General features: G+C 38.4%; 12 protein-coding genes. 1 reads left to right on the forward strand and 11 read right to left on the reverse strand.

All coding sequences use genetic code 11. The annotated features are described in order from the left end of the window. Positions 1–45 precede the first annotated feature (45 nt). The 10 genes from ACFSAH_RS03155 to ACFSAH_RS03200 all read right to left on the reverse strand — a co-directional run bounded on the left by ACFSAH_RS03155 (position 46) and on the right by ACFSAH_RS03200 (position 22,405). Complete coding sequence (locus tag ACFSAH_RS03155; protein ID WP_379661242.1) at positions 46–2,007, reverse strand: sialate O-acetylesterase; 1,962 nt, start codon at positions 2,005–2,007, stop codon at positions 46–48. Between the two features lie 291 nt (positions 2,008–2,298). After that, positions 2,299–3,993: a glycoside hydrolase family 43 protein gene (locus tag ACFSAH_RS03160; RefSeq protein ID WP_379661243.1), complete on the reverse strand. Its 1,695-nt coding sequence runs from the start codon at positions 3,991–3,993 to the stop codon at positions 2,299–2,301. 125 nt (positions 3,994–4,118) lie between these two features. Then, entirely contained in the window at positions 4,119–6,842 is a 2,724-nt protein-coding gene (gene galB, locus ACFSAH_RS03165; protein ID WP_379661244.1) for a beta-galactosidase GalB, read from the reverse strand. Positions 6,843–6,949: 107 nt separating this feature from the next. Next, positions 6,950–9,184, reverse strand: coding sequence for an endo-1,4-beta-xylanase (locus ACFSAH_RS03170; RefSeq protein ID WP_379661245.1), 2,235 nt, complete (start codon positions 9,182–9,184; stop codon positions 6,950–6,952). Between the two features lie 32 nt (positions 9,185–9,216). Beyond that, on the reverse strand, positions 9,217–10,518 hold the full coding sequence (locus tag ACFSAH_RS03175) for a glycan-binding surface protein (RefSeq protein WP_379661246.1): 1,302 nt from the start codon (positions 10,516–10,518) through the stop codon (positions 9,217–9,219). Between the two features lie 28 nt (positions 10,519–10,546). After that, positions 10,547–12,214 carry a RagB/SusD family nutrient uptake outer membrane protein gene (locus ACFSAH_RS03180; protein ID WP_379661247.1) on the reverse strand — a complete coding sequence of 556 codons (1,668 nt, stop codon included), beginning with the start codon at positions 12,212–12,214 and terminating at the stop codon, positions 10,547–10,549. Positions 12,215–12,218: 4 nt separating this feature from the next. Beyond that, positions 12,219–15,326, reverse strand: coding sequence for a SusC/RagA family TonB-linked outer membrane protein (locus ACFSAH_RS03185; RefSeq protein ID WP_379661248.1), 3,108 nt, complete (start codon positions 15,324–15,326; stop codon positions 12,219–12,221). Between the two features lie 480 nt (positions 15,327–15,806). Next, entirely contained in the window at positions 15,807–17,759 is a 1,953-nt protein-coding gene (locus ACFSAH_RS03190) for a RagB/SusD family nutrient uptake outer membrane protein (RefSeq protein WP_379661249.1), read from the reverse strand. Between the two features lie 12 nt (positions 17,760–17,771). After that, a complete protein-coding gene (locus tag ACFSAH_RS03195; protein ID WP_379661250.1) occupies positions 17,772–20,849 on the reverse strand; it encodes a SusC/RagA family TonB-linked outer membrane protein in 3,078 nt (1,025 codons plus the stop codon). A gap of 341 nt (positions 20,850–21,190) precedes the next feature. Next, positions 21,191–22,405, reverse strand: a complete 1,215-nt coding sequence (locus ACFSAH_RS03200) for a glucuronyl esterase domain-containing protein (protein WP_379661251.1) — start codon at positions 22,403–22,405, stop codon at positions 21,191–21,193. 188 nt (positions 22,406–22,593) lie between these two features. Here ACFSAH_RS03200 and uxuA point away from each other — a divergent pair, with 188 nt between their 5' ends. Further along, a complete protein-coding gene (uxuA, locus tag ACFSAH_RS03205) occupies positions 22,594–23,763 on the forward strand; it encodes a mannonate dehydratase (protein ID WP_379661252.1) in 1,170 nt (389 codons plus the stop codon). 52 nt (positions 23,764–23,815) lie between these two features. On the opposite strand, the gene ACFSAH_RS03210 is transcribed toward uxuA, so the two are convergent. Next, on the reverse strand, positions 23,816–25,249 hold the full coding sequence (locus ACFSAH_RS03210) for an MFS transporter (protein WP_379661253.1): 1,434 nt from the start codon (positions 25,247–25,249) through the stop codon (positions 23,816–23,818). Between the last annotated feature and the right edge of the window lie 12 nt (positions 25,250–25,261).

Genomic DNA, 25,261 nt, shown 5'->3' on the forward strand with positions numbered 1-25,261 from the left:
AACTTTAAGCTCTTTGTATCCTTTGCAGTTAATTATCCAAAAATGTTAAGGCACCTGAAAAGCTGATGCCGGTAAACCTTCTTTGTTATACAGATTCGCTTTCGCGGGATTATGGCTCCAACCGTATCTTAGACGTTTAGGATCTTTAACCTCATCGCTCCAAACGATGACTTTATTTCCTTCTATCTTAGCTTTTGCCCATTTAAAATCCCCAGAAGCATCCGCAACAGCGAAATGTTTTAACTCCTCGTTATTTCTACTCATCAAACCAGAACCAACATTCTCGAAAGTCAGTATAAACTGACCATTCTTTATTTCGTAAGATTTTAAAGTTGGCCCGGAGTAAACCACCTTTTTATCTCCATAAGCCACCTTTTCTGCTGCTAAAGCCAGTCTATCGCCAACTGCTTTTTTATCTAAAGGATGAATATCATTCCACTCGCCCACATCGGTAATAACGGCCATTGCTGTATGAGGAATTTCTAATGCTTTTCGCTGAACCTCCCGCATCTCGGCCCAATTACTTTCCTGCGGAACAGCACTCTCTTCCATAAAATTAGCTAATTGAACATATAGAAAAGGCATTTTTGGCTGATTGAAATAAGTTCTCCAATCTTTCACCAAATCAGCAAACAGGTTCTCATATTCTTTAGGATTTTTGGTATTAGATTCTCCCTGATACCAAATCACCCCTTTTTTAGCATAGTTTTTCAACGGTGCAACCAAAGCATTAAACAAACTTGAGGGCTGATAATGGAAAGTTACCTGATTGGATGGCATTGGCGTAGAAGCATAACCTACTTTATAATACCAATCTCCGGTCAAAGAAACGGTATCCTTACCCAATGTTAAACCATAAAATTTATCAGGTACAAATCCCCCGTTTCTATTATTTGCAACCAATCTGACCGTAATGATATTTTTCCCCTCTTTTAATGTCCCTTCAGGAACATTATATCTTCTTGGCGGATACTGATAGCCTGTCGTCCCTACTTTTGCACCGTTTACATAAGCCTCATCCCGGTCTACCAAGGCTCCCAGAATGAGCATTGCCGGTTGGTTTAACTGTGATCTTGTCAGGTTGACTTCTTTTTTAAACCAGATTACCCCGCTATTTCTTACATTCCCTACAACATTTAGATGTGCCTCTTGTTCATTCGCAATGAAAGGATTGGTTTTCCATAATCCCGGAACACTCATTTTATCCCAATTTGCAAAGTTGTAGTCATTGTTCAACCAATGATCTTTTAGCCCCGAATCTTCTTGATCGATACGACTATTCCATGCATCGACACCGGCTTTATCTGCTCGGATAATACTATCCACCGTTGCTTTATGCTGATATTTTTTCAGCAACTGATTATAATTTGGATACTTTGCAATGCTTTGTTCTGGTAACCAAGCTTCTGCCGGAGAACCCCCAACAGCAATCCGGATCAGACCAATAGGCACATGATATTTTTCGTAAAGTGCTTTGGCAAAGAAGTAGCCTACAGCCGTAAAAGCGCCTACATTTTCCGGAGACGCGGTTCTCCATTCGCCTGTAGCAAAATCTTTTTTCAGCTCGTTAAATTCGTAAGTCGTATTTACTGCAAAATGCCTGATATAATTATTTTTACTATTTTCTACCAAACCCGGATATTTCACTTTTACACGATCTACCGGCAATTCCATATTAGACTGACCAGAACAGATCCAAACATCACCTACCAGAATATTTTGTAATTCTACCTTGTTTTTTCCTACGATAGACATCTGATATGGCCCACCAGCTTTCATTTGCGGTAATTCTATAGACCAATTCCCCATATTATCTGCCTGGGTTTGATAGCTCTTGTTCCGAAAATCTAGCTTAATATTTTCCCCTTGATCTGCCCAACCCCATATTTTAACTTTTTGATCTCTTTGCAGTACCATGCCATCGCTTACCAAACGTGGTAACTTAACATCCGCGTAAGCTAAAAATGTAATTAAAGAGAGCGAAATGATTAATAACTGCTTTTTCATCTACTTTGCTTTTGGTTCATAATATGTTTATTGATTGTTTAATACATCTTATTGCGGCATAATCACTCTTAATTAAGTCGTCCTGAACTTGTTTCAGGATCTGTTAACCGCAAGCAATAACAATCTTCCCTCTTATCCCAGAGGAGGGTGTATAAAAAGCACTCACACTGATGGTTCGAAAGCCTCGCCATGACAAGTCGATTGTCCTACAATGGATATGAAAGGCTTCGAGTGCCTCAGCCTGACAGAGAAATCTCTCTTTTTAGACACCTCGACGATTATGGATTAAGTCTATAAATCGTCTTTTCCTAAATAATCCAGGTATTTAAAATGCACTTGGTTAGTGGAAGCTTGCCCGTTTGAACTGGCATATACACCAATTAAGCACCCTACAAAACCTCCTGCTGATTTTGTACTGAGATACCTTCCATCCATCTTTTCTCTAAGTGGTTTCCATTCGTCTTTTTTTTCCGCATAATAAAACGAATAACTCGCACCATCAGCTACAATTTTTAACTGTACTTTAGCCGACTTCTTAGTCTGTTTTTGAGTTACTAAATCCATAAAGGGATTATTAGCATCGCCTCGGTAAAGCTGAATGACATCGTATTTCTGAAACTTTGATTTACACATATAATAAAAGTGCTTTTCGCTCTGAAATATGATAATCCCTGCTGTCTCATTTCCATTCTGTGGAGTAAACTCCATGTCGGTACTTGCTTCCATTTTTAAATGTTGCTGACGTCGACCGATAAATGCGGGATTACCTTCTTGCATAATTGTCTCAGGCTTCAGCTTCAATATCAACCCTTTCTGCTTAGAAAGCGAATACCAGGAGTCGTCTTTCGTTCGCATAAACAGCAGAGAATTAGCGATGGTATCTTTAAAAATATAACGTTGCTGAAAATTACCATTTAAAGGGAATGGCGCTTTTTCTGTTTGCTCTTTCCAATTGAAAGTATATTCGTATTGTATCTCTTTATGATCTGGATTGATAATTGGCCAACCATCCTCTGTCCATTTTACCGGGGCTATAAAGGTCTCACGGCCGGTATTATAATAATCACCGGAATAAGGCCTTACCGCTAAAAAAACAGCATAAGTATTCCCATCCGGCCCTTCTACCAAATCAGCATGACCTGTTGATGTAATCGGATTTGGCCTGTTTGGGCTTAAGTTTCTTTGTGTTAGGATTGGATTTTTATCCCAAGGAATAAACGGACCTTTAACATCCTTACTTCTAAAAATAACCTGAGAATGGTTTACTGAAGTTCCACCTTCCGCAGCACATAAGTAATAATATTCTCCTCTTTTATATAGATGTGGCCCTTCTATCCAGACAGGTTTTTTAGCAAGATCAACACCTCCATTTACCAAGATAGTTTCTTGCCCATTAACTCTCAGGTTTTGATAATCAAACTCGTACATCCTGATGGTTCTATGTCCATCGTACAAAGGTTTAAAATCCGGGGCATCGCTGTTGTAAATGATATATGCTTTATCGTTATCAAAAAAAATAGAAGGGTCTATTCCTTTTACTTCCGGCAACTTTACAGGTTTTGACCACGGGCCTGCCGGATTAGTAGCCGTAACGACAAAATTGCCATCGTTATCTATATCTGTACAAACCACATAAAAAACACCTTTATGATAACTAATTGCCGGGGCAAATAAGCCCCTTGTCATCCGTTCTCCCATAAAGTCCATTTGCTCTGGTCTGTCAATAATATTTCCTATTTGCTTCCAGTTCTTTAAATCTTTACTATGAAAAATAGGAATGCCAGGAAAATAGGAGAAAGTCGAATTAATAAGGTAGTAGTCATCACCCACTTTTTCTATACTCGGGTCGGGGTAAAAACCTTTTAGTATAGGGTTTTTGATGGTAATTTTATCCTGAGCCTGTATAGATTGAAACAGAGATATACTGATTAATATTATTAAAGCACTTAGCTTTCGAAAAGCTGATTTAGAGGTTACAATTTTCATATATCTTTCGTAAAAAACTAACTAAAATTAAACAAAGCGGCTGTATTTCTACAGCCACTTCTGAAACCAATTTATATATTTAACCAACCGAGTTGGAGAACTCGCTCTTATTAGTTCAGATCTTTTCAGTTGCTAATTTTTATGGGTATCTCACCTGAAATCAATCCATCGGCTTCAGCTTTTATTTTTAGGACACCTGTTTTATCCTGCTGAGCCTTCACAATCACTAAACACAATCCATTAAATGCATTACGCTGATATGCGGCAAAAGAAGTTAAATCCGTGGGATCACCATTGTCTGTTGCTACAATTTCACCCGGCCCTTCTATAGAAAAACGAATACGATTCTTAGCTTTTGGTACCATTATTCCGTTATTATCCGAAACCTGCACTGTAATAAAAGTTAGATCTTCACCATCAGAACGAATAGTTTTATCTTCTGATTTCAGCACCAATTTTGTGGCATTCCCAGCTGTTTTCACACTATTTTCTGACCATATCTTTCCATTTTTATAGGCTATTGCTTTTAATTCGCCAGCTTCATATTTCACGTCATCCCAACGCAAACGATATTCGTATTGTCCTTTTCTTTTCTTTCCTAAGGATTTTCCATTTAAGAATAATTCTACTTCGTCTCCTGAGGTAAGAACATGAACAGGTGTAGTCAACCCTGTTCTTTCTGGCCAGGTCCAATGTGGTAATATATGTACCATTGGAAAATCGGGACGCCAATGCGCCTGATATTGATAAAACCGATCTTTCTTGAAACCTGCCAAATCAATAATCCCGAAATAAGAGCTTCTTGCCAGATAATATGGTGTAGGTTCTCCCAGATAATCCCAACCAGACCAAACAAAGCCTCCTGCAACAAATGGATGCTGTTCTGTGGCTGCAAAAACCTTGTCTGCGGAAGAACCAAATTCTACAGAATACAATTCGTAAGCACTTACCTGCATAGTTTTAGGGTCTGCCCCCGAACCATCTTTTGCCGGTGCGCTGCTTAAATTCGTTACCGGAAATAAATATTCGCCTCTGCTACTCAATGTAGCTGCATTTTCACTACTGATAATCATTTTGTCAGGATATTTATCATGAAATGCAGTGTACAAGGGCGGTGTCGTTATTCCCTTCAAACCCTCATAACCTGCTCCGTTTCTAATCCCTTCGCCCTGATAATTCAGATTAATCACATCTGTCACACCAGAAAAAGGCATATTTGGCTTTGCATAATTCATAGAAACCGTGGTAGGTCTTGTAGTATCTTCATCTTTTACAATGGCATTCAGCTTACGACTTAATTCGGTGCCTTCTTGTTCTGTATATTGCTCTCCCACCTCATTTCCATAACTCCACATGATAACTGATGGATGATTTCTATCCCGTCTTATCAATGCCCTTAAATCCTGTTCGTACCAATCCGGAAAAATCAAATGAAAATCCAATGGTGTTTTCTTTTTCTCCCATGAGTCGTAAATTTCGTCGATCACCAAAAAACCCATTTCGTCTGTTAAATCTAACAATTCCGGAGCCGGTGGATTATGAGCCATCCTGATTGCATTACAGCCCATTTCTTTTAGCAATTCTAGTTGACGTCTTGCAGCTTTCTGGTTAAAAGCTCCACCTAAAGCACCTAAATCATGGTGCTGATTGACTCCTTTGATATAGACTTTTTCGCCATTTACAATAACACCTTTTTTGGCATCAAAATGAAGATCACGAATACCAAACTTCGTTTCATAAATATCGACAAGCTGATTTCCAGATTTCACCTGTGTTACCGCTATGTATAGATTTTGTCCATCCTGAGGCAACACTTTCCATAATTTTGGATTTTGGATATCTAATGATGTTTTTACCACAGTTGATGTATTAGCATCCAGACTTTTAGAAACAGCTTTATCTGAAGCAACTTTCTGAAGTTTTTCTCCTTGTTTTCCTAACTGAAATATTTCGGTAGATATACTTACGATTTGTTTTTGTGGCGATTGATTAAGCAATTCTATATTTAAATTAACGTTTGCCGATTTTGCACTTATATTTTTGCTTGTTACAAACGTACCCCAAGTTTTTACATGTACCGGGGCAACTTTTGTTAACCATACATTCCGATACAAACCTGCTCCCGGATACCAGCGTGATGAATTTGCTGGATTATCTAAACGTATAGCTATCTGATTTTCTTTTCCAAAATCCAGATAAGGGGTAATATCTAAACTCCACGAGGTATAGCCAAATGGCCAGCCTCCGGCAAGTTTACCATTTACCCATACCATTGCATAAGACATGGCGCCGTCTACATCCAAATAAATTCTTTTTCCCTTATCTGATTGTGGAATGGATATTTTGTTCCGATACCAAGCCACACCCTGCACTGGCAAACGTCCCATTCCACCTCCTATTTCTGTATCCCATCCTTCATAAAACGGTCCTTTTATCGCCCAATCATGTGGTAACTGAACTGATTCCCATGTAGAGTCATCAAAGCTTTTTTGTACAAAAGGAAATTGCTCTCCAGGATTCCCCACTGGCCTCAAGTATCTTTTTGCCGGATCTTTTATAAAATCATTCCCTGATGGTAAAATCCAGGATTTTAAAACAGATTTATCGGCCTGAACTTTTACAGCATCGGTGGGTTTACTATCTGCAGGGATATTGTCTTTATACTCATTAACTTCTGGACGAACGTCATAAATGAGATTATCCGGTGTTTCATCTGCTTGGTATTTATAGAATTTCCAACCTTGATTTAATTGCTCTTTTTGTCTGGTATTATTAAGATTCTGTCCATAAACTAACGCTCCAAAGAAAGGGAATAACGTAAATACACTTAAAGCTATTTTTAATTTCATTATTTCTGAACAGATTTCAGCAGGTTATACCCTCCTGCAATTACGCATGGACACTGACAGTTTCTTTTCCTGTCAGTGTCATACCAAATTCTTCTTTATTTTGTTTTTTACTTTTGCAATTCGCCACTAAAGTCTGCGCTCACATCTTTTCCCGCTAACCCATCAGCAAAGCCTTTGTAAGCATGTTTACGCTGATAGTTCTTATCCCATAAATTTGGTCCGTCATCCGGAATCCAATATTCATGTTCTTTATCATTATCAGAAACACTCCATACGGTAATACCATATTGCTGTGCCTTAGGCACATACTTATTATACATTTCTACAATGTAACGGTACATTTCTGCCTGTTCTGCATATTGTTCTAGAGTAGGTGCATTGGTGCCTACTTTGACATCCAATTCGGTTACTTTTACCAATTTTCCTGTAGCAGCCATGGCTTCAAACATACGAGCAATGCCTTCTTTATTGGAAGTAATAGAAACGTGAAGCTGTGTTCCAATACCATCCACATTTGCGCCTTTACTCTCTATTTTTGAAACAAAGTCGATAAGCCCATTTAATTTAGTCAATCCTGGTGTTTCTAAATTATAATCATTAATAAATAGTTTAGCGTCAGGATCTGCCTGTTTAGCAAATTTGAAAGCATCGGCTGCAAAATCTTCTCCTATATAGTCCTGCCAGTAGAACTCATCAGCAGCTTTATCGGCCACAGAAGTTCCTGTACGTAGAGCTCCGGATTCTGTCATGGCTTCATTCACCACATCCCAACCATGAACTTTTCCTTTATAATGGCCAACCATTCCGGTAATCCAGCTTTTCATGGCATCAGAAATAATTTGTTTCTTTTCCTGATCTGTTTTTTCGATTTTAATAGGTTGTCCACCTCCACCTGTCGCTCCTTTTTCTACCAGCTTAATATCGTCTATATAGTATGTTACATTAGGTAGATACCCCATATCAAAACTTAATTTAAAGCTATTGCTTCCTGATTTATAAGACAGGCTATTTAAATCAACACTGATTAGTGACCAGCTTGTACTGGTTGTAAACGCTTCTGATCCCGACCCTGTTCCCTTCCAATCCATCCAAGGATATTCTTCAGAAAGTCCAGGAAAAGAAATCCTTCCTTTGCCATCGGTATTAGATTTCACATAAAAAGACAAGGTATAATCCTTACCTGCCGTTGCTGTAATTGAAGGACTCTGTAACTGTATATTATATGCTGCTGAAGCTGTTGCAGGTGATATCATTTTTACAGAATAGGTTCCAGAGTGTTTATCCTCGGCTGAAACAGAAACACCCACTCCACTTGCTTGGGTTGCAACCCAACCTCCCAATGCACCTGTTTCAAAATCACCATTGGTTACATAATTAAAAGCTGTTTCCGGTGCATCTTTATCTATTACGCTGATAGAATTAATATCAACATAATAAACCCCTGCAGTACTTCCCATATCAAAGGATATTTTTATTTTGTCGGCACTGGCAGTCCATGTATCTCCAATAGTAGAGGTGTTATATGTAACTTGTGTCCATGCACCAGAAGTTGTAAAAAGTTTTTTACCATTTACATAAGGATATCCATTAGACATACCTGAGAAGGACAAGCGCCCCTCTCCTGCATTGTCTGACTTTATCCAGAATGATACTTCATATTTATGACCAGGGACTGCTATGATATCCGGACTGATCAATTGAGTTAGGTATTCTGCTCCTGAAGTCGGATTTTCAAAACGCAGAGCGGGACCATTACTCAATCCCACATTATTTACTTTACTGATGCCTACCTGATTATTTGGGCGACTCCACCCTGTGAAAGAGCCATCTGCAAGTGTACTTATATCTAATATGCTTCCTCCTGCTACCGGAACAATAACAGGCGCAATTAAACTATTCAGATAACTTGCATTCTGGTTCTGATGCCAAATTAATGTGTGTCCATAAACCTTTAATCCTGCCTGAGTGAATTTATCTATAGCCGCATCTACTGCTGTGAAATTCAATTGCCCGTTACTACCTACCATCCATCGGTGTTTCATAGAGTTAGACAGCGTAACTTCTTTAAAATTGGCATTAACAATATTTCTATACACCTCTTCAGAGTTATACAAATCTTCGCTAATACCAATTCCGATAGAGTAGTCTTTAGCGTAGTTTTTTAATGGTTCGTAACGTGATATAGCTTCTTTTAAAGCGAGTGGGAGTTCTGCCGTAGTAACTTCACCATACATAGGATCTCTGCCCCAATCCATATTTTTTTCGCAGGAACTGAAAGTTGTTAATGCAATAGCACTTACAAACAGAGCCTGGTTCCATGATTTATTCAATTTCTTTTTCATAATAATATCTTATGATAAGTTCTAAATGATGTTTAATCAAAATCGCTGTACACTGGTTTATTCAACGGTACAATCCTGATATTATCAAAATAAATATTAACATTGGTCGGTTGTGCCACGACTCCGTTTATAGGTCCATTCTCTAACCAAGGACCGGCCTGTGCGTAGGTAACTGTTGAAATCACTGTCAGCACATCTCCAAAAGTTTTATCTTTAAAATCAGCACTGCCACTAAAAGGTAAGGTGATGGTAAACCATGAACCGGGATTGACAAAAGGTACTCTTGCTCCATTAGATTCCCATGGTGCATATAGCAGTGCATAACGACTTGCCCCGAAACCATCTGCCACCACAAAACGGATATTACCAGAATTCCAATCTCCTGCTACATAAATATCCATTTGTATAGCCACCTGATCTGTTGGTGTAGCAGCAGGTATAACTTCATTGGTTATCTTACTTGCCCAAACACCATTGTTAATCCAATAGCGTGTAACATCTACCAAAGCATCTGAGGCATTAATAACTTCTCCATCTTTATTTAATGAACGATATTTTCCTTGTGATTTTGGTCCGTTGCCACTACCGGGTAATAGTACATCTAAATCATCCGATATTCTACCCTGGCTCCACGATTGTGTATTTACATCATCAAAATTATGTAGCAATCCTTTTTTAAAGTTAAAATAAGCAGGAGAATAGGCTCCGCCGTTAGCACCAAGTAATAATAGTGCTCCCCCGTCTGCAGATACATTCGCAGGAACAATTACAGTGCAATATTTACCATCTACATCATCTGATTCTATTCCTTCCGTTACTACGATATTTCCTGGAAAAGTTACGCTTTGTATGGCCTGCAAACCGGAACCATAAATTGTAATCTTTTCTCCTGCCTTGGGCATGGTATGCGAAACAGACGAGATTGATGGTGCAGAAGAACGGATTTCGAATGAATATATCGTCTGCTGTCCATTTTTTTCCATAATAATCGTGTTGCGCTTTTCCGGATCAGCATCTAAAGTTGGTGTTTTTGCTCCAATAGAAAGCCATATATTGTTGTCAGTCATTAAAGCCGGATTAAAAGAAGTTTTATAACCGTTAACATATATTTGTTGAACTCCCATAAAACCTGTTCCTTCTATCCTTATGGTTTGACCTAAGCGGGCAAATTCTACTTTACGATCTTTTACATCTGAATTTACATTCTGTAAATACACGGCGTTAATTGCTACAGGACCGCTGCTTTCATTTTTGTCTTTTTTACACCCAAACAATCCGGATGTCATCAAAAGGATACCAAGAAGGATATATCGGGTTTCCGTAAAAAATTTCATATTTAAACTTTTCATGTCTTCTTTAGTTTTAATCAAACAAATCGGTAATTCTTACCTCTGTAAATACATACGGTACCGGAGCTTCCTTTAGCAGAGGGTTTTGAAGAAGCTCTGATTCTGGATAAGGCATTACGAATATAGACGGTGTTACCGCACCAACAGCCCGAGGTGAACTAGCCCGATCAGGATCTATTTGTAAAACATTTGGAGCTTCAAATAAAAACGGAATAATGGTATTTCTACTCTGAGCCGTTATATAGTTAATTACTTCCTGTTGTTTATAGAATGCTCTGCTCACCAGATCATACCAATATTGCCCTTCCATACAAAATTCTACACGTCTCTCGTAACGAATATCTTCATAGGTTATACTTGTCTTTTCCGGCATTCCTGCCCTTTTACGTACTCTATTAAAATATTCAGTTGCATCACCATCACTTGTCGATCCTGAATTTCCCAGAATAGCTTCAGCGTAATTCAAGTATACTTCGGCTAATCGCATCATATAAGTATTCAAAGCAGAGTTCATACGTCCAACTCCTGGATTATCTTTGGACGAGCCCACAACACCTTTTTTAACATTCAGATACTGCCGTCCATCACCGCGATCGTTCAATAAACCTCCATTTGCCTTATTGATTTCTGCGTAAAAATCACCGTAACCTATCCAGGTTGCTTTTCTCCTAATTGAATCTCTTGGATTATATTCCTTAATAACATCATACGTTGCTCTGGTCCAGCCCCCCCAGGCAGCATCATCTCCGGTAATTTCAGAGCTGTATGCAAAATATGCCTGATGCGGGTTAATATATCCCCAACCTGTACTATTATTTAAACCTGGTACCCACTGAAGGGCAAACATAGACTCTGTGTTATTATTATTTTCTACTTTAAATAAATCAGGATAATAATCCATCAAATGAAAATTACTTTGGTTAATAACTACACGGGCTGCATTTTTTGCTAAATCAAGATATTGTTGATTTCGTGTTCCCCCATTTGCATTACCCGAGTTGTCAATATATCCCGAGTAGGCCAGATATACTCTGGACAACATGCCGTAAGCGGAATACTTATTCAATCTTCCCAATTGCGGAGAAGTTGCAGGAAGATATTTTGCAGCATACTCCAGATCCCGAATAGCAAATTCAAAAACATCTTTTCTGGGATTGGTATTCACTACCGGCTGATTGACTATTGCGCTGGGGTCTTCGGTAATAGGAACATTTCCCCACAAAGAAGCCAGATACCAATAAGCTACTCCTCTCATAAATCGCGCCTCAGCAATATATTGTTGTTTTTGCGCTTCTGTTGCTGAACTTTGTTTTATACTGATAATTACCTTGTTGGCTTGTTGAACAACGACATAAAAAGATTGCCAGGCTTGTACTAAAGGCCCCGTAATACCAGTAACAGCTAAATCTGCAAAAGGATATACATAGTCTGAATAGGGCGCATACAAATTATAAGAGGCCCCATCTCCTAAACCAAAATAAAACTTCTCATTAAAATCTGCCCATACAACATTATATAACGGAGAGGTAAGAGAGGGCAAATTCTCTGCCGTCAGGCTTTCTCCTACAATCTGATCATTAGGAGTAATATCCAAAAAATCTTTACAAGATTGCTGAAGAGGAACACATCCCATCAGTGCGGCAATCCCTATATATCTTGTTATTTTTAATTTTCTTTTCATAATACTACAGGCTAAGGTTTAGACCAATTGTGTACATACGCGGGGTAGGATAACGGCCATTATCTACTCCATTCAGTTGGCTTCCGCCACTATAAGAGATACCAATTTCAGGATCGTAGCCCGAATACTTGGTAAACGTATACAGGTTCTGAATATTAGCGAACACTTTTAGGTTCTGAATATTAATCTTGTTCAATAATCTTGATGAGAAATTATACGACAACGCAATATTCTGGATTCTTAGATAGGAACCATCTTCAATAAAACGATTGCTTAACACATAATTATAATCTGATGCTTTTTGACCAACAGCCAAGCGGCTCATGTCCCAATCTCCTCCTGTTATCATAACATTTCGGTAATCATTCGGCCCGTTAGGATCTATCAGTCCCAGTTTAGCATAATTTAAAGCTGTAGTATACAAATTGGATGTATTTCTCCTTGGGTTTTCCAAAGAACGACGTGAATAATTAATAACGTCGTTGCCAACAGAACCTGTAAGAAAAACGGACAGATCCCAGTTTTTGTAATTAAATGTATTACCCAATCCAAAAGTAAATTTGGGTTCAGGGTTACCTATAAAAGTTCTATCTTCCTCGTCTATTATTCCGTCTTTGTTAACATCTCTGTAAATATAGTCTCCTATCCAAAGTCCGCTTTGTTCGTCAATAGGCAGATCAGACATCACGGGAGTTCTTTTTATATTCCCATTGGCATCTTTATAATAAAAATCGGTTGCTTTTTCAAACCTACCTATAACTTCATAACCATAAAATTGCCCTATAGATTGTCCAACAACTGTTTTATTAATTAACTGACGATCAGACCCATCTACCAAATAACGTTCATCCGTTCCTGTTTGAGTATTTATAGATAATACTTTATTTCTGTTTAAAGAAAATACCGCATTGGTACGCCAGCTAAAGCTTTCGTTCTTCATATTAAGCGTAGACAAAGAGAATTCAACGCCTTTGTTCTCAATGGACCCCAAATTCACCCAGGGACGGGCACTTGATCCGGTACCACTTGTTCCGGCATAAGCAGGAAGGGAAGCCTGCATCAACAAGTTTTCCGTCTTTTTATAGTAAGCATCTACTGTTAGACTAATACGATCCTGCCATAAAGAAACATCTACACCAATATTACTGGATTGGGTACTCTCCCATTTTAAATCTTCGTTAGGTGTATTTCTGGCAATAAGACCCGTTCCCCAATTTGTGGTAGCGGTACCATAAGTCGCCAGATACGCATAATTATCAGGAATATTCTGGTTTCCAACCAATCCCCAACCTAAACGGACTTTCAGGTCACTGATAGAGGAATTATCTTTCAGAAACTTTTCATTGGAAACCTTCCATGCAAAAGCTGCTGAAGGAAACCACCCTGTACGATTTTGCGGTGCAAATTTAGAAGATCTGTCTCGTCGTAAAGTAGTCGTTAACAAATACCGATCATCATAAGAATAAAATACCCGTCCAAATTCGGAAAGTATAGCGCTTGCTCCCGAATATCCTGTATTTGCTGCTGTAGTAGCATCACCAAGATTAAGATCTGTAGATCCATTTGTGGTGTAGCCCGTACGCGAACCGCCTAGATACTCCCAAGAATTCTTTTGCATTTCCTGCCCTAACATGGCATTAATATTATGGACACCAAAGCTTTTGGTATATGTTAAAATATTACGCCAGGTCCAAAACTTATTAAATTGTTTTGAATAAGTCCCTTCGTTATCATCCATAAATTGTGTAGATGATAAATAATAAGTCGGCTGGAAACGATAACTATTTGGTGTATTAAAATCAAAAGCTACTTCCGAACGGAAATTTAATCCCTTAATAATATCTGCAGAAACATAGGTATTGCCACGTATCCCATAGGACTCCATTCTATTATTTATAAGCATAGCCATAGCCATGGGATTGGTAGGCATAAACTGTTCATCAGAAGCAGCAAAAGATCCATCAGAATTTCGTACCGGTACATCCGGTGTGGTTCTTAAAGCTGTTGCAATCAAAGATTGATCGGATACCGTTAATCGTTGTTTCAGATTATTGAAAGAAAAGTTAATTCCCGCCTTCAGATAACTTTTAACCTGTGAATCAAAATTACCTGTTAAAGTAATACGTTTAAATCCTGAACCTGCGGCTATACCATCCTGATCTGTATAACCTCCTATTAATGAATAAGTGTTACCTCCATTTCCTCCTGACACCGAAAGGTTATGATTATATAAAGATGCATTGTTAAATAGCTCTTCCTGCCAATCTGTTCCTTCTCCTAATAATTCTGGATTGATGAAATTATTATTTGGGTTGATAAGACTATAGCTTGCCAGTACATTGCGATGTTCGGCGTATTGCCTAAGATTAAGCATATCCATTTTCTTAGGGAGCTGCTGCATCCCCATACTCCCGTAATAACTAATAGTGGATGTTCCTGACTTTCCTCTTTTGGTAGTAATAACGATAACTCCGTTAGATGCTCTGGAGCCATAAATAGCGGTAGCCGAAGCATCCTTTAATACATCTATCGAAACAATATCTGTAGGATTAATGGATGCCAGTGCGTTGGTATTGGTATTTGCACCACTGGAAGCCCCTCCTTCTATAATCACACCATCTATTACATAAATAGGCTCTGTAGAGGCACTGAGTGAATTAATACCTCTAACACGAACCGTATTACTGGAGCCCGGCATTCCCGAGTTCTGCTGCATCTGCACCCCTGCAACTCTTCCTTGCAACACCTGATCTATAGCTATAACTCCAGACTCTGCTATGGTTTTCTCCCCTATAGAACTTATAGAACCCGTAAGATCAGAACGTTTCTGCGTTCCATAACCAATAACCACTACCTGATTAAGAGCACTTACAGCAGGTTCCATTCTGATGTCTAAAATCTTAGGCTGACTACCTATTGTTTCTTCCTGCGATATATAGCCTAAATAGGAAAAAACAAGAATGCTATTTGACGGTACATTTAACTTAAATGTACCGTCAACCGCAGTCATTGTGGCTGCCCCGCCAGCTTTTAACTGCACAGACACTCCTGTTAGTGGTTGGGAGGTTTCATCAACAACCTTCCCACTAATGGCAATGTTGGTTTGTGCCATTACTTCCCCTACAGCGATTCCAAGAACAAAACAAAGACAGAAATACTTGAGTAGATTCGTCCCTATTTGCCTACAAAAGGATAAGTATGAAATTCTCATAATTAAAAGGTTTATATAATATTTTAAAAGTCTGGGTCAACAAACTTGAGAATCACCATGCGTATTTTCTTGAGTAGCTTGGTTTAAAAATTGGCCCAAAAAAATTTACAATGCACACTCTAAATTTTCCAGTGAAATAAAATTAAAAATTAAAATCCAATAATGCAACCGGTTGCATTATTTTTTATTATAAAAGTTTATAACTCATTAAAAACCTTTATAATAAAACAAAAAATCGATAGCAGTAAAACTATAAATTTCAAAAATTCCATCGACATATTATAAGTTGAGAAGTGTGCGAACAGTCTAAACAAAAAAGTTCGGATTATTATCGATAACTCCATTGATAATAACCCGAACTTAATATAATAACAACTCAGGCTACTGATAGCCCGGGTTTTGGAACTTAATTTTTTCCTCAGCACTTATTTCCATTCCGGCTATCTCTCCGTATGGAACCGGTCTCATATAATGGTATGGTAAAATTGTCCTGGTAACCGTTTGAGGTGTATGATCCCCTTTATTGGCTCCCCCTATACGATAAGCAGAAGCTAATTCATTCCATTTTTGTGTACGAACAAGATCATACCAACGATACCCTTCTCCATAAAACTCACGGGAACGCTCCGCTAAAATATAATTGATATCAATAGCTACTGGTGTTGCGGCTACCATATCGGAGCTATTATCCTGTACTTTTGCTATATTCCCTCCATTATCCCAACGCCATTTACCCGCTCTCGACCGGATAACATTTATCAACTCTCTTGCACTTTGTCCCGCTTTTACGGTGGCTCCTTTAACTGCAGCTTCCGCTGCAATAAAATATAATTCGGAGAATTTAGCAATATTAAATGGTCTTGTACTTGCTGCATTAGGCTGTCCTAAACCAGTACCATTATCTGTTCTATATGGTCCCAACTTCCACAAACCCGGATAAACTATCCTGCTAATTCCTTCCGGAGATACGACAAAATCAGAGCGACCTGCCAATTCCCCTACGCCTATATTACTTTTACCCGCTCCGCTGGGATATGTTATGGCTGTAGCCGGTTCTTCATTAAGGAAAGTTAATATTGCACCTCCCTGGGCTACTGGCAAATTATTTGCGTTGTATACCGAAGCTAAGTTTACATTGTTTTTCTGCCAGTTACCTCGGTACACTGTAGTGAATGTTCCATCATATCTCGAATCCAGAGTCTTATCAGCGAATGTATTCTCTATTACGCCAATGGTCGGACACATCCGGGTCCACGGACGGCCTAAAGCTTGCACAGCTTCACGCTGAACAGAGTTTACTTTATTTGTCCAGGCGACATCTGTTCCGCTCTGAATTTCCGTATAGTTCCAGGTCATCATCCAACCGGCAAAATTCTCCGGTGCCTGACCATTGCTATAAGTCAAACTGGATGCATTATAATATTCACTAGATTCCGTATGATCTGCATATAATAAAATCTCTGCATTACGATCATTTGTGCCCAGATTCACATCATAAAATGTCTCTTGTAGCTTAAATGGACCGGGACTATTTATAGCATCTGTTGCTATATCATAGGCTTTCTGAAAATACCAGGCAGCATCATGCCCGTCTGGATCTGTGCGAGCTGTCTCAGGATATGTGGGAATATTATTGGGGTTTTGTAACCACCAGCCGTAAGTCAGATACGCTTTTGCCAAATACAAACGAGCCAATGTTTTTGTAGCACCACCCGTTACACGTCCACTAACAGGTAAGTCATTTACCGCTATTAATAAATCTGGGAATACAACTTTCGTATAAACTTCCGGCACTGTATTTCGTTTAAAAGCCCTGACTGGGTTGATATTAAATTTCAACTCTCCTGAACCTAAATCTAAAGGGACTCCCCCGAAGGTTTGCACCAATACAAAATAATCAAATGCCCTAAAGAATCTGGCTTCTGCTATTAAAGCTCTTGAAATGGTTCCTACTGCTTCTGCATTTTCAATAATTCCATTTGCAGTATTTATACCAGGAAAAGCTGCATTCCATAATGCATCTGTTCGACTACTGGATCCTGTGATTTCTCCAACACCAGAAAGATCCATATCCTTAAAGTTTTGATCAGCACTTTGAGCATAGGTAACCTCATCAGTACCTGTCAAACAAGTATTGTAATAATAGGCCTGTCCATAAACATAACGTAGATGTGCATACAATGCTGTTAATCCTCCATTTACTCCCTTTTCTGTTTTAAAATATTCTGGTGTATAATTGCTACGTGGTTGTTCTTCCAATATTTTGGAACAACCTACGGAAAGCATCGAAAACAATGCTGCTCCAACTAAATTTCTTATATGTGAATGTTTCATAGTTTCCAATCTTTAAAATCTTAAGTTCAATCCAAATAAATAGTTTCGTGTTGACGGAGCATTGGTTCCCAAAGTCAACAAACGCTTTTGATAGGTTGTTGTTACCGCTGCATTTTCGTCTCCATAGGAATTCGTTTCCGGATCCATGCCAGACTCTTTATGATAAGGAGAGAATAACACAAAAGGATTTTGAGCAGTGGCGTATAACCTTAATCCGTCTACACCAATTTTCTTTAACCACTTGCTGTTGTCAAAACTATAGCCCAATGTTAATGCTCTTATTTTTAAATAGGATGCATCGAAATATCCTAAAGTACTGCCATATTTCGGATTATCGCCATCCATTACACCTCCTGGTTTAGGGTATTTCGCTCCTGGGTTTTCAGGTGTCCAATAGTCTACTTTCACATTTCCTCTGCGTCCACTCATCATATTCAAATATCCTGATGAGGAGTACAAGGTACTAATCAGTACGCCTCCATCTTTAAAAGCACCGACTGCGGTAAAATCAAATCCTTTATAAGACACTCTTGTATTAAAACCCCCCTGAAGTTTTGGTTCCATGCTTATAATTTGACGATCATCCTGACCAATTGTTCTCGTTGGTGAACCATCGGCATTATAATCTCCTGAATAAAGAACTTTAATCATTCCCGGCTGTCCTGCAGATCCTTCATATTGCTTTACGGCAGTAGCCTCATTTTCCTGCCATATACCGATTTTCTGATAATCGTAAATAACATCTATGGGGTGACCTACAAACCACCAGTTAGTTTTATCTTCTGTTGTTCCGGAAGCTAGCTCTACAATTTTATTTCGGTTAGTATATAAGTTGATACCAGCTTCCCATCTCCATCCATTCAGGTCTTCTAAAATTACGCCATTCAGCGAAAGCTCAATCCCTTTATTTTGGGTTTTACCAATATTAGCTGTATAGGAGCTAACTCCTGACATATTTTGAAGACTTACTTGCATTAAAAGATCATGTGTTCGGGTATCATAATACTCCACTGTACCCGATAAACGGCTTTTTAGTAAAGAAAAGTCTAAGCCATAATTTGTGGTTTTAGAAAACTCCCATCCTAAATCAGGGTTGGGCAATTCTGTAACATAGTAGCCCGTAGAATAAGTGTCTCCAAAATTATAAGGCCTGGTATTCAAAAGCCCTAGTGTTGCATAAGGTTTAACGGACTGATTAGAAGTTTGTCCAAAACCAAATCTCAATTTCAACATATCAATAAAATCGATATTGTTCATAAACGATTCCTTCTTGATATTCCAACCTAATGATATTGCGGGGTAGGTATGCCATTGATGTCCTGGTGCCAATCTAGAAGAACCATCAGAACGTAACGTTGCAGAAATCATGTATTTATTGTCATAAGAATACATTACACGCCCCATCCATGATAGTAAACCGCTTAAGGTATAAGGTTGCTGAGTAGGGTCTATCGTTATTTCTCCCTCTGCTCTTCCTAAATTATAAAATTGGAAAGCATCCGCGGGGATATCCTTTGCCGAAACTCTTGAACTGTTATATTTATCTTCAGAAGCAGAATATAATGCAACTGCATTTATCTGATGTTTTTCGGCAAATGTGCGATCATAGGTTAATAAATTTTCTATAACCCAGGAGGTGGTCAGCGAATTACTTATAGAAGCCGCCGATGGTGTTAATGGGTTTGTATTATTAATCCCTTCTCCTGTATAGCTTCCTCCGTTACTTTGCCTGTAGTTTAAGCCTATATTCACTTTATACTTCAAGCCTTCTACTCCCGGAATTTTAACTTCCCCATACATAGAGTTATAGCTTCCTAATGCTCTTGTCTCACTCAGCCATTGATCTTTTAAACTTTCTACCACATCTTTAGAATAAGACCATTGTTCATCTAAAGGCATTTTAATAGTTCTCTTCCAGTTTCCATTGGCATCGTAGGGATTAGCTATAGGTGACATACTTAGAACTCCGTACATTCCTACATTGGATCCCTGAGATTTACTGTAATTCGTGTTGGTAGTAAAACCAAAACGGAAGTACTTTCCTACTCCTTGATCCAAGCTACCTCTGACAGAATATTTATTGTATTGTTGAGTAGGTATAACTCCTTGATCTTCCAGATATCCTGCACTGAAACTATAATTACCTTGTTGTAATCCACCAGTTACATTCACATCATGATTAGTCATTATTCCCTTTCTGTATAGCAGATCCTGCCAATCGGTATTTACATCATCTGCTTCGTCCAGTGCATTCGTGTATTTCCCAGCGGCTTTACGTAGTGCAACAAACTCCTGCCCGTTCATCATCGGGTATTTTGAAAAAACATCCTTTGTTCCTATATAACTGCTATAACTAACTTTGGCAGCCTGCCCTGCCTGTCCTTTATTGGTAGTTATCAAAATAACACCATTAGCTCCTCTTGCCCCATAAATAGCCGTAGCAGAAGCATCTTTTAATATATCTAAACTTTTGATGTCATCCGAATTTATATCACTGATAGAGCCGGAAAAGGGAATTCCATCCAGAACAATAAAGGGATCATTAGTCGCATTCAATGAGCGTGTACCACGAATACGGATTTGCATGGCAGCCCCTGGCTGAGAGGAAGTTTGAGAGAGTTCAACCCCCGCCAAGCGTCCCTGCATAGCCTGAGTTATGTTGGTTGATGGCACCTCTCTTAATACATCCCCCCTCACAGTAGCTACAGATCCTGTTACCGCTTCCGCTCTTTGGGTACCATAGCCTATTACAATTACTTCCTGTAAACTCTTTTGGTCGGGATTTAAGGTAACGGTAACATTGGTTTTCCCTGCCACACTTATTTCCTGACTGATATAGCCGATATAGGAAACAACAATTATAACATTTGATGAAGGAGCCTTTATCTCAAAGTCACCGTTAGCTCCGGTTAGAGTTCCTGATGTCCCATTTTTAAGTTTAACTGCTGCACCAGGTAAAGGCTGTCCTGCTTCGTCCAGAACTTTTCCCCGTAAATTAATTTGGGCAAAAGCGCCATACGGCAGAACACTTATCGCCATAATAAACAGCAATAAAAATAAATTTTTTTTATGCTTTTTGGTTTTGTTCATGATTAGAAATATTAAGTCAATTTTCTTTTTAGGTTATTAAAAGTTGCTTTTCAAGCAAAGCACAGCTTAAGTTTTCGGGTAGTTTTTTTTCATGCTTTTTATTAATTGGTCCATAATTATGTTTTTATATCTGGTTAATTAGATTCTCTGTATCCGATATTCTAATTGGTTAGGATAAAGCTAGAAATTAAAAATCATTTTTGCAACCGATTGCATTGATTTTTGTGATTTTATTTTTATTGAATGAAAAAACATGGATTTAAGTATATAAAAGAACTGTTATCGATTGCATTAAAGAAGATTATTCCATTTTCATCATGTATTCTGTACAAAAGAATCACTCACCAATGAATCCATTGTGCAAACTTTTCTTCAAAGCCTAAAGGAAAAACCTCTACAGAATCTGTATTCACAAATAAATTACCCAGAAGAAATTTATCCAGAAAGGCACCTAATATCGGCACTTGTGCATCAGGTATAACACAATGTCTATATCCCCCATCTATATAAAATCCAAATCTATCTCCTATACCAAAAGCATTGTATATCTTTTGTACTCCTTTGGCAGATACATAACAGGAAAAATTGGATAGCCATTCATAATCTGTATTACCTGTAATCAATAAGGCCCTCGGAACGATCATTCCCATCAGCTCGTGATGATCATGAGGAAGTTTTGAAACATTATCTCCTGCAAATTGAATCATATCATTCTTGAACCACTGATAATTAGTCGCTCCTATTTTCTCTACTTTACCGTCTGTTTCCGAAACTCTCCATGACGGAGCTCCTCCACCTCCCGATTCTTGTGCAATTGTTAAAGCAATACGTTCGTCAAATGCGCCCGCAAACAATGCCATTTTACCTGCATAAGAGCATCCGCTAACCGCTAAATGATTTAAATCAACAGGCAAATCTGCTTTCACCAACTCCAATCCATCTATTATCCTGCTTATTCCCCAAGCCCATGCACAATACTGACCAGAATTATCCAGATTATATTCTGGATAGAGTTGATAAAAAGCATCTGTAGATTGGGGATTTTTATAAGAGGTAACCTGATCATGATGATATACTATCCTCGCAATATTCCTTTGTGTAAATAATGAATCGGGAAGACTCCCACTTGGCCTGTTCATCCCTATAACAGCAGGAAAAGGACCTTTTCCTGCAGGAAGAAGAACCTGAACCTGAAGAATCAGTGTTCTCCCATCTACGGTAACATTAACTGTCAGGGTATCTCCTGAAAAATTCGCTATGATGTTTTCAGTTTTTTCTGGCTTTACACCAATTTCATAATATTCTATCTGTTTTTTAATTTCGTTTCTTCTGCATTCCCAATCTTCAAAACTCACTACACGACCGCTGCCATCAGATTTTATAAAAGGATCTGGTAAATACTTCTGAACAGGCAGTTCATCCAATAAACGTAAAGAAGGAAACAAACAATCTCTCCCTGTATTTTCCATTCCATAAACCAAAGGAATTTGGGCTTGTAAATTATAAAACTTCGTTATTCCCAACAAAAATAATAGAATAGCGCCTGGTGTTTTCATTTGATACAAATGGTATAAAATTGATTAGTAATAAAAACTTGCCGGAGAGCGGAATTAATACTTAAAAGTAAAAACTAAAAATCAAAATTGCAACCGATTGCATATAATTTTTATATTTACCCTACAAATGGTTGTAAATATAAAAACAAAGCTTTACAACCTACATCGGTTACAAAACACATAAAACAATGAGTCTTATACAAACCATGAGATGGTATGGTCCAGGAGATATCGTTTCTTTAAAGGATATAAAACAAGCAGGATGTAGCGGAGTTGTAACAGCTTTGCATCAAATTCCTGTAGGTGAACTTTGGACAACGGAAGATATTAATGAACGCAAAGAAATTATAACCAAGGAAGGGCTACAATGGGAAGTTGTAGAAAGCCTTCCTGTACATGATGATATCAAGAAAAGAAATGGGAATTATAAACAATACATAAATAATTATATAGAAAGTTTAAAAAACCTGTCAACCTGTGGTATTTCTGTGGTAACGTACAACTTTATGCCGGTTTTAGACTGGATGCGTACTGACCTTCAATACCCACTTCCTTCAGGAGCTTTAGCTTTAAGATTTGAAAGGTTGGCTTTTATTGCTTTTGATCTATTTTTATTAAAAAGACCGGGAGCCGAAAATGATTACTCTAAAGAAGAAAGAGAAAAGGCCCAATCGCTCTTCGATGCACTTTCGGCTGGCGAAAGAGACAAATTAAATGCTACCTGTTTACAAGCTCTTCCAGGGAGTACCGAAAACTTCACTTCTAAACAGGTTTTAGAGCTCCTAAACGAATATAAGGGTATTGACACCCATTCTCTACGGAAAAATCTAATCTCGTTTTTGACGGAGATAACGCCCATTGCTGATCAACTCGGTATTCAACTAGCTATACATCCGGATGATCCACCATATCCTATTTTAGGATTACCAAGAATAATGTCTACAGAATCCGACGCATTGTATATTATAGATCAGGTACCTGCTAAATCCAATGGGTTCTGCTTTTGTAGCGGATCTTTTAGCGCCAGACCAGACAACGATCTTCCTCGCATGATCGAAAAACTTGGTTCAAGAATATATTTCACTCATTTGAGAAGCACACAACGGGACGAACTGGGTAATTTCTATGAAGCAAATCATCTGGAAGGAGACGCCAATATGTACGAGCTTATGAAACGTCTGGTAAAATTAATGCTTACCGAAAATAGGAATATCCCTATGCGTCCTGATCATGGACATCAGATGTTGGACGATTTAAACAAAACCCCATACCCTGGTTATTCGGCTATAGGCAGGCTGAAAGGATTGGCAGAGTTGAGGGGATTAGAGCTGGGAATACGGAAAAGTTTAGAGCAATAAAAAGGGCAGAAAAATATCTGCCCTTTTTATTAAAATTTATCAGAAATCAATATTACATTTCTACCATTTTCATCTTTGGAACTAAAGATTTCATGACAACCCATGCAATTAGATATGCGATTGCACAAACCGAGAATATGATAAAATATCCAGCCTCTTCACCTTTGAACCCCATAAACACCATACCTGTTTGACCAGCATAATCGAAAAGTACCCCCGAAGTTTTATTGATGATAAAAGCTCCGATACCTCCAGCCATACCACCAATTCCTGTAACTGTAGCAATAGCCGATTTAGGGAACATATCTCCTACAGTAGAGAATATATTAGCTGACCATGCCTGATGCGCTGCACCTCCGATACCAATTAAGATAACCGGAATCCAATAAGTAATATGTCCTAATGGCTGAGCAAAAAGAACAACTAACGGAAAAAATGCAAAAATCAACATCGCCTTCATACGACCAGCATAAGGATTCATTCCCTTGCTTTCTACAAAATAAGTAGGTAACCATCCTCCAATAATAGACAAAAGCGTAATAGCATATAAAACAAATATGGCTAATTGTCCTTCTACGTCCGATGATTTAATGCCATAAACTGAGCTTAAATAGGCTGGTGCCCAGAATAAGAAAAACCACCATACTCCATCAGTCATAAATTTACCAAATGCAAAAGCCCAGGTTTGCTTGTGTTTAAAACACTCAACAAAAGACACCCTCTTTTCGGCTACCACTTCTGTTTGTACGTTTTCAGCATTATCTTGTTGAATGTAGGCAAGCTCTTCTTTAGAAACTTTAGGATGAACTTCTGGCTTTTGATACATAAACACCCAGAATCCCATCCAAACGAAACCTAAAGCACCGATAATAATAAACGACATTTCCCATCCCCAATGTTCGGCAATAACCGGTATGGTAATTGGGGCAGCCAATGCACCTACGGTAGCTCCTGCATTAAATATACTGGTAGCTAAAGCTCTATCTTTTTTAGGAAAATACTCTGCGGTAGCTTTAATAGCAGCCGGAAAGTTCCCTGCCTCTCCAACAGCCAGTACAAAACGGGCAAAAATAAATAAAGCCACACTCACATTAAGCACAAGGCCAATATCGTTAACTGTTGCAATAGCTTCTTTAGCTCCTTCGAAACCTACAAACCATTGTCCAGCTACAACACCTGATGTAGCAATACCACAAAAAGCATGTAATACGGCTCCAATAGACCATATACCTATTGCCCATAAGAAACCTTTTTTAGTATCCATCCAGTCTACAAAACGACCGGCGAACAGCATACTTACGGCATAAAAAATAGAGAATAAGGCTGTAATATTACCATAATCGTTATTTGTCCAATGAAATTCTGGAGCGATAAAGTCTTTCCAGGTAAGTGACAAGACCTGCCTGTCCAAATAATTAATCGTTGTTGCGAAAAACAAAAGGGCACATATAGACCACCTGTATTTCCCTACTTTTTTTGTACTCATCTCGTTTAATAT

This window comes from Pseudopedobacter beijingensis (assembly GCF_042678145.1).
GTDB classification, from domain to species: Bacteria; Bacteroidota; Bacteroidia; order Sphingobacteriales; family Sphingobacteriaceae; genus Pseudopedobacter; species Pseudopedobacter beijingensis.

Bases quoted from the DNA above. Each gene is read 5' to 3' on its own strand.
- ACFSAH_RS03155 (WP_379661242.1), bottom strand. From the start codon at position 2,007: ATGAAAAAGCAGTTATTAATCATTTCGCTCTCTTTAATTACATTTTTA.
- ACFSAH_RS03160 (WP_379661243.1), bottom strand. From the start codon at position 3,993: ATGAAAATTGTAACCTCTAAATCAGCTTTTCGAAAGCTAAGTGCTTTA.
- galB (WP_379661244.1), bottom strand. From the start codon at position 6,842: ATGAAATTAAAAATAGCTTTAAGTGTATTTACGTTATTCCCTTTCTTT.
- ACFSAH_RS03170 (WP_379661245.1), bottom strand. From the start codon at position 9,184: ATGAAAAAGAAATTGAATAAATCATGGAACCAGGCTCTGTTTGTAAGT.
- ACFSAH_RS03175 (WP_379661246.1), bottom strand. From the start codon at position 10,518: ATGAAATTTTTTACGGAAACCCGATATATCCTTCTTGGTATCCTTTTG.
- ACFSAH_RS03180 (WP_379661247.1), bottom strand. From the start codon at position 12,214: ATGAAAAGAAAATTAAAAATAACAAGATATATAGGGATTGCCGCACTG.
- ACFSAH_RS03185 (WP_379661248.1), bottom strand. From the start codon at position 15,326: ATGGCACAAACCAACATTGCCATTAGTGGGAAGGTTGTTGATGAAACC.
- ACFSAH_RS03190 (WP_379661249.1), bottom strand. From the start codon at position 17,759: ATGAAACATTCACATATAAGAAATTTAGTTGGAGCAGCATTGTTTTCG.
- ACFSAH_RS03195 (WP_379661250.1), bottom strand. From the start codon at position 20,849: ATGAACAAAACCAAAAAGCATAAAAAAAATTTATTTTTATTGCTGTTT.
- ACFSAH_RS03200 (WP_379661251.1), bottom strand. From the start codon at position 22,405: ATGAAAACACCAGGCGCTATTCTATTATTTTTGTTGGGAATAACGAAG.
- uxuA (WP_379661252.1), top strand. From the start codon at position 22,594: ATGAGTCTTATACAAACCATGAGATGGTATGGTCCAGGAGATATCGTT.
- ACFSAH_RS03210 (WP_379661253.1), bottom strand. From the start codon at position 25,249: ATGAGTACAAAAAAAGTAGGGAAATACAGGTGGTCTATATGTGCCCTT.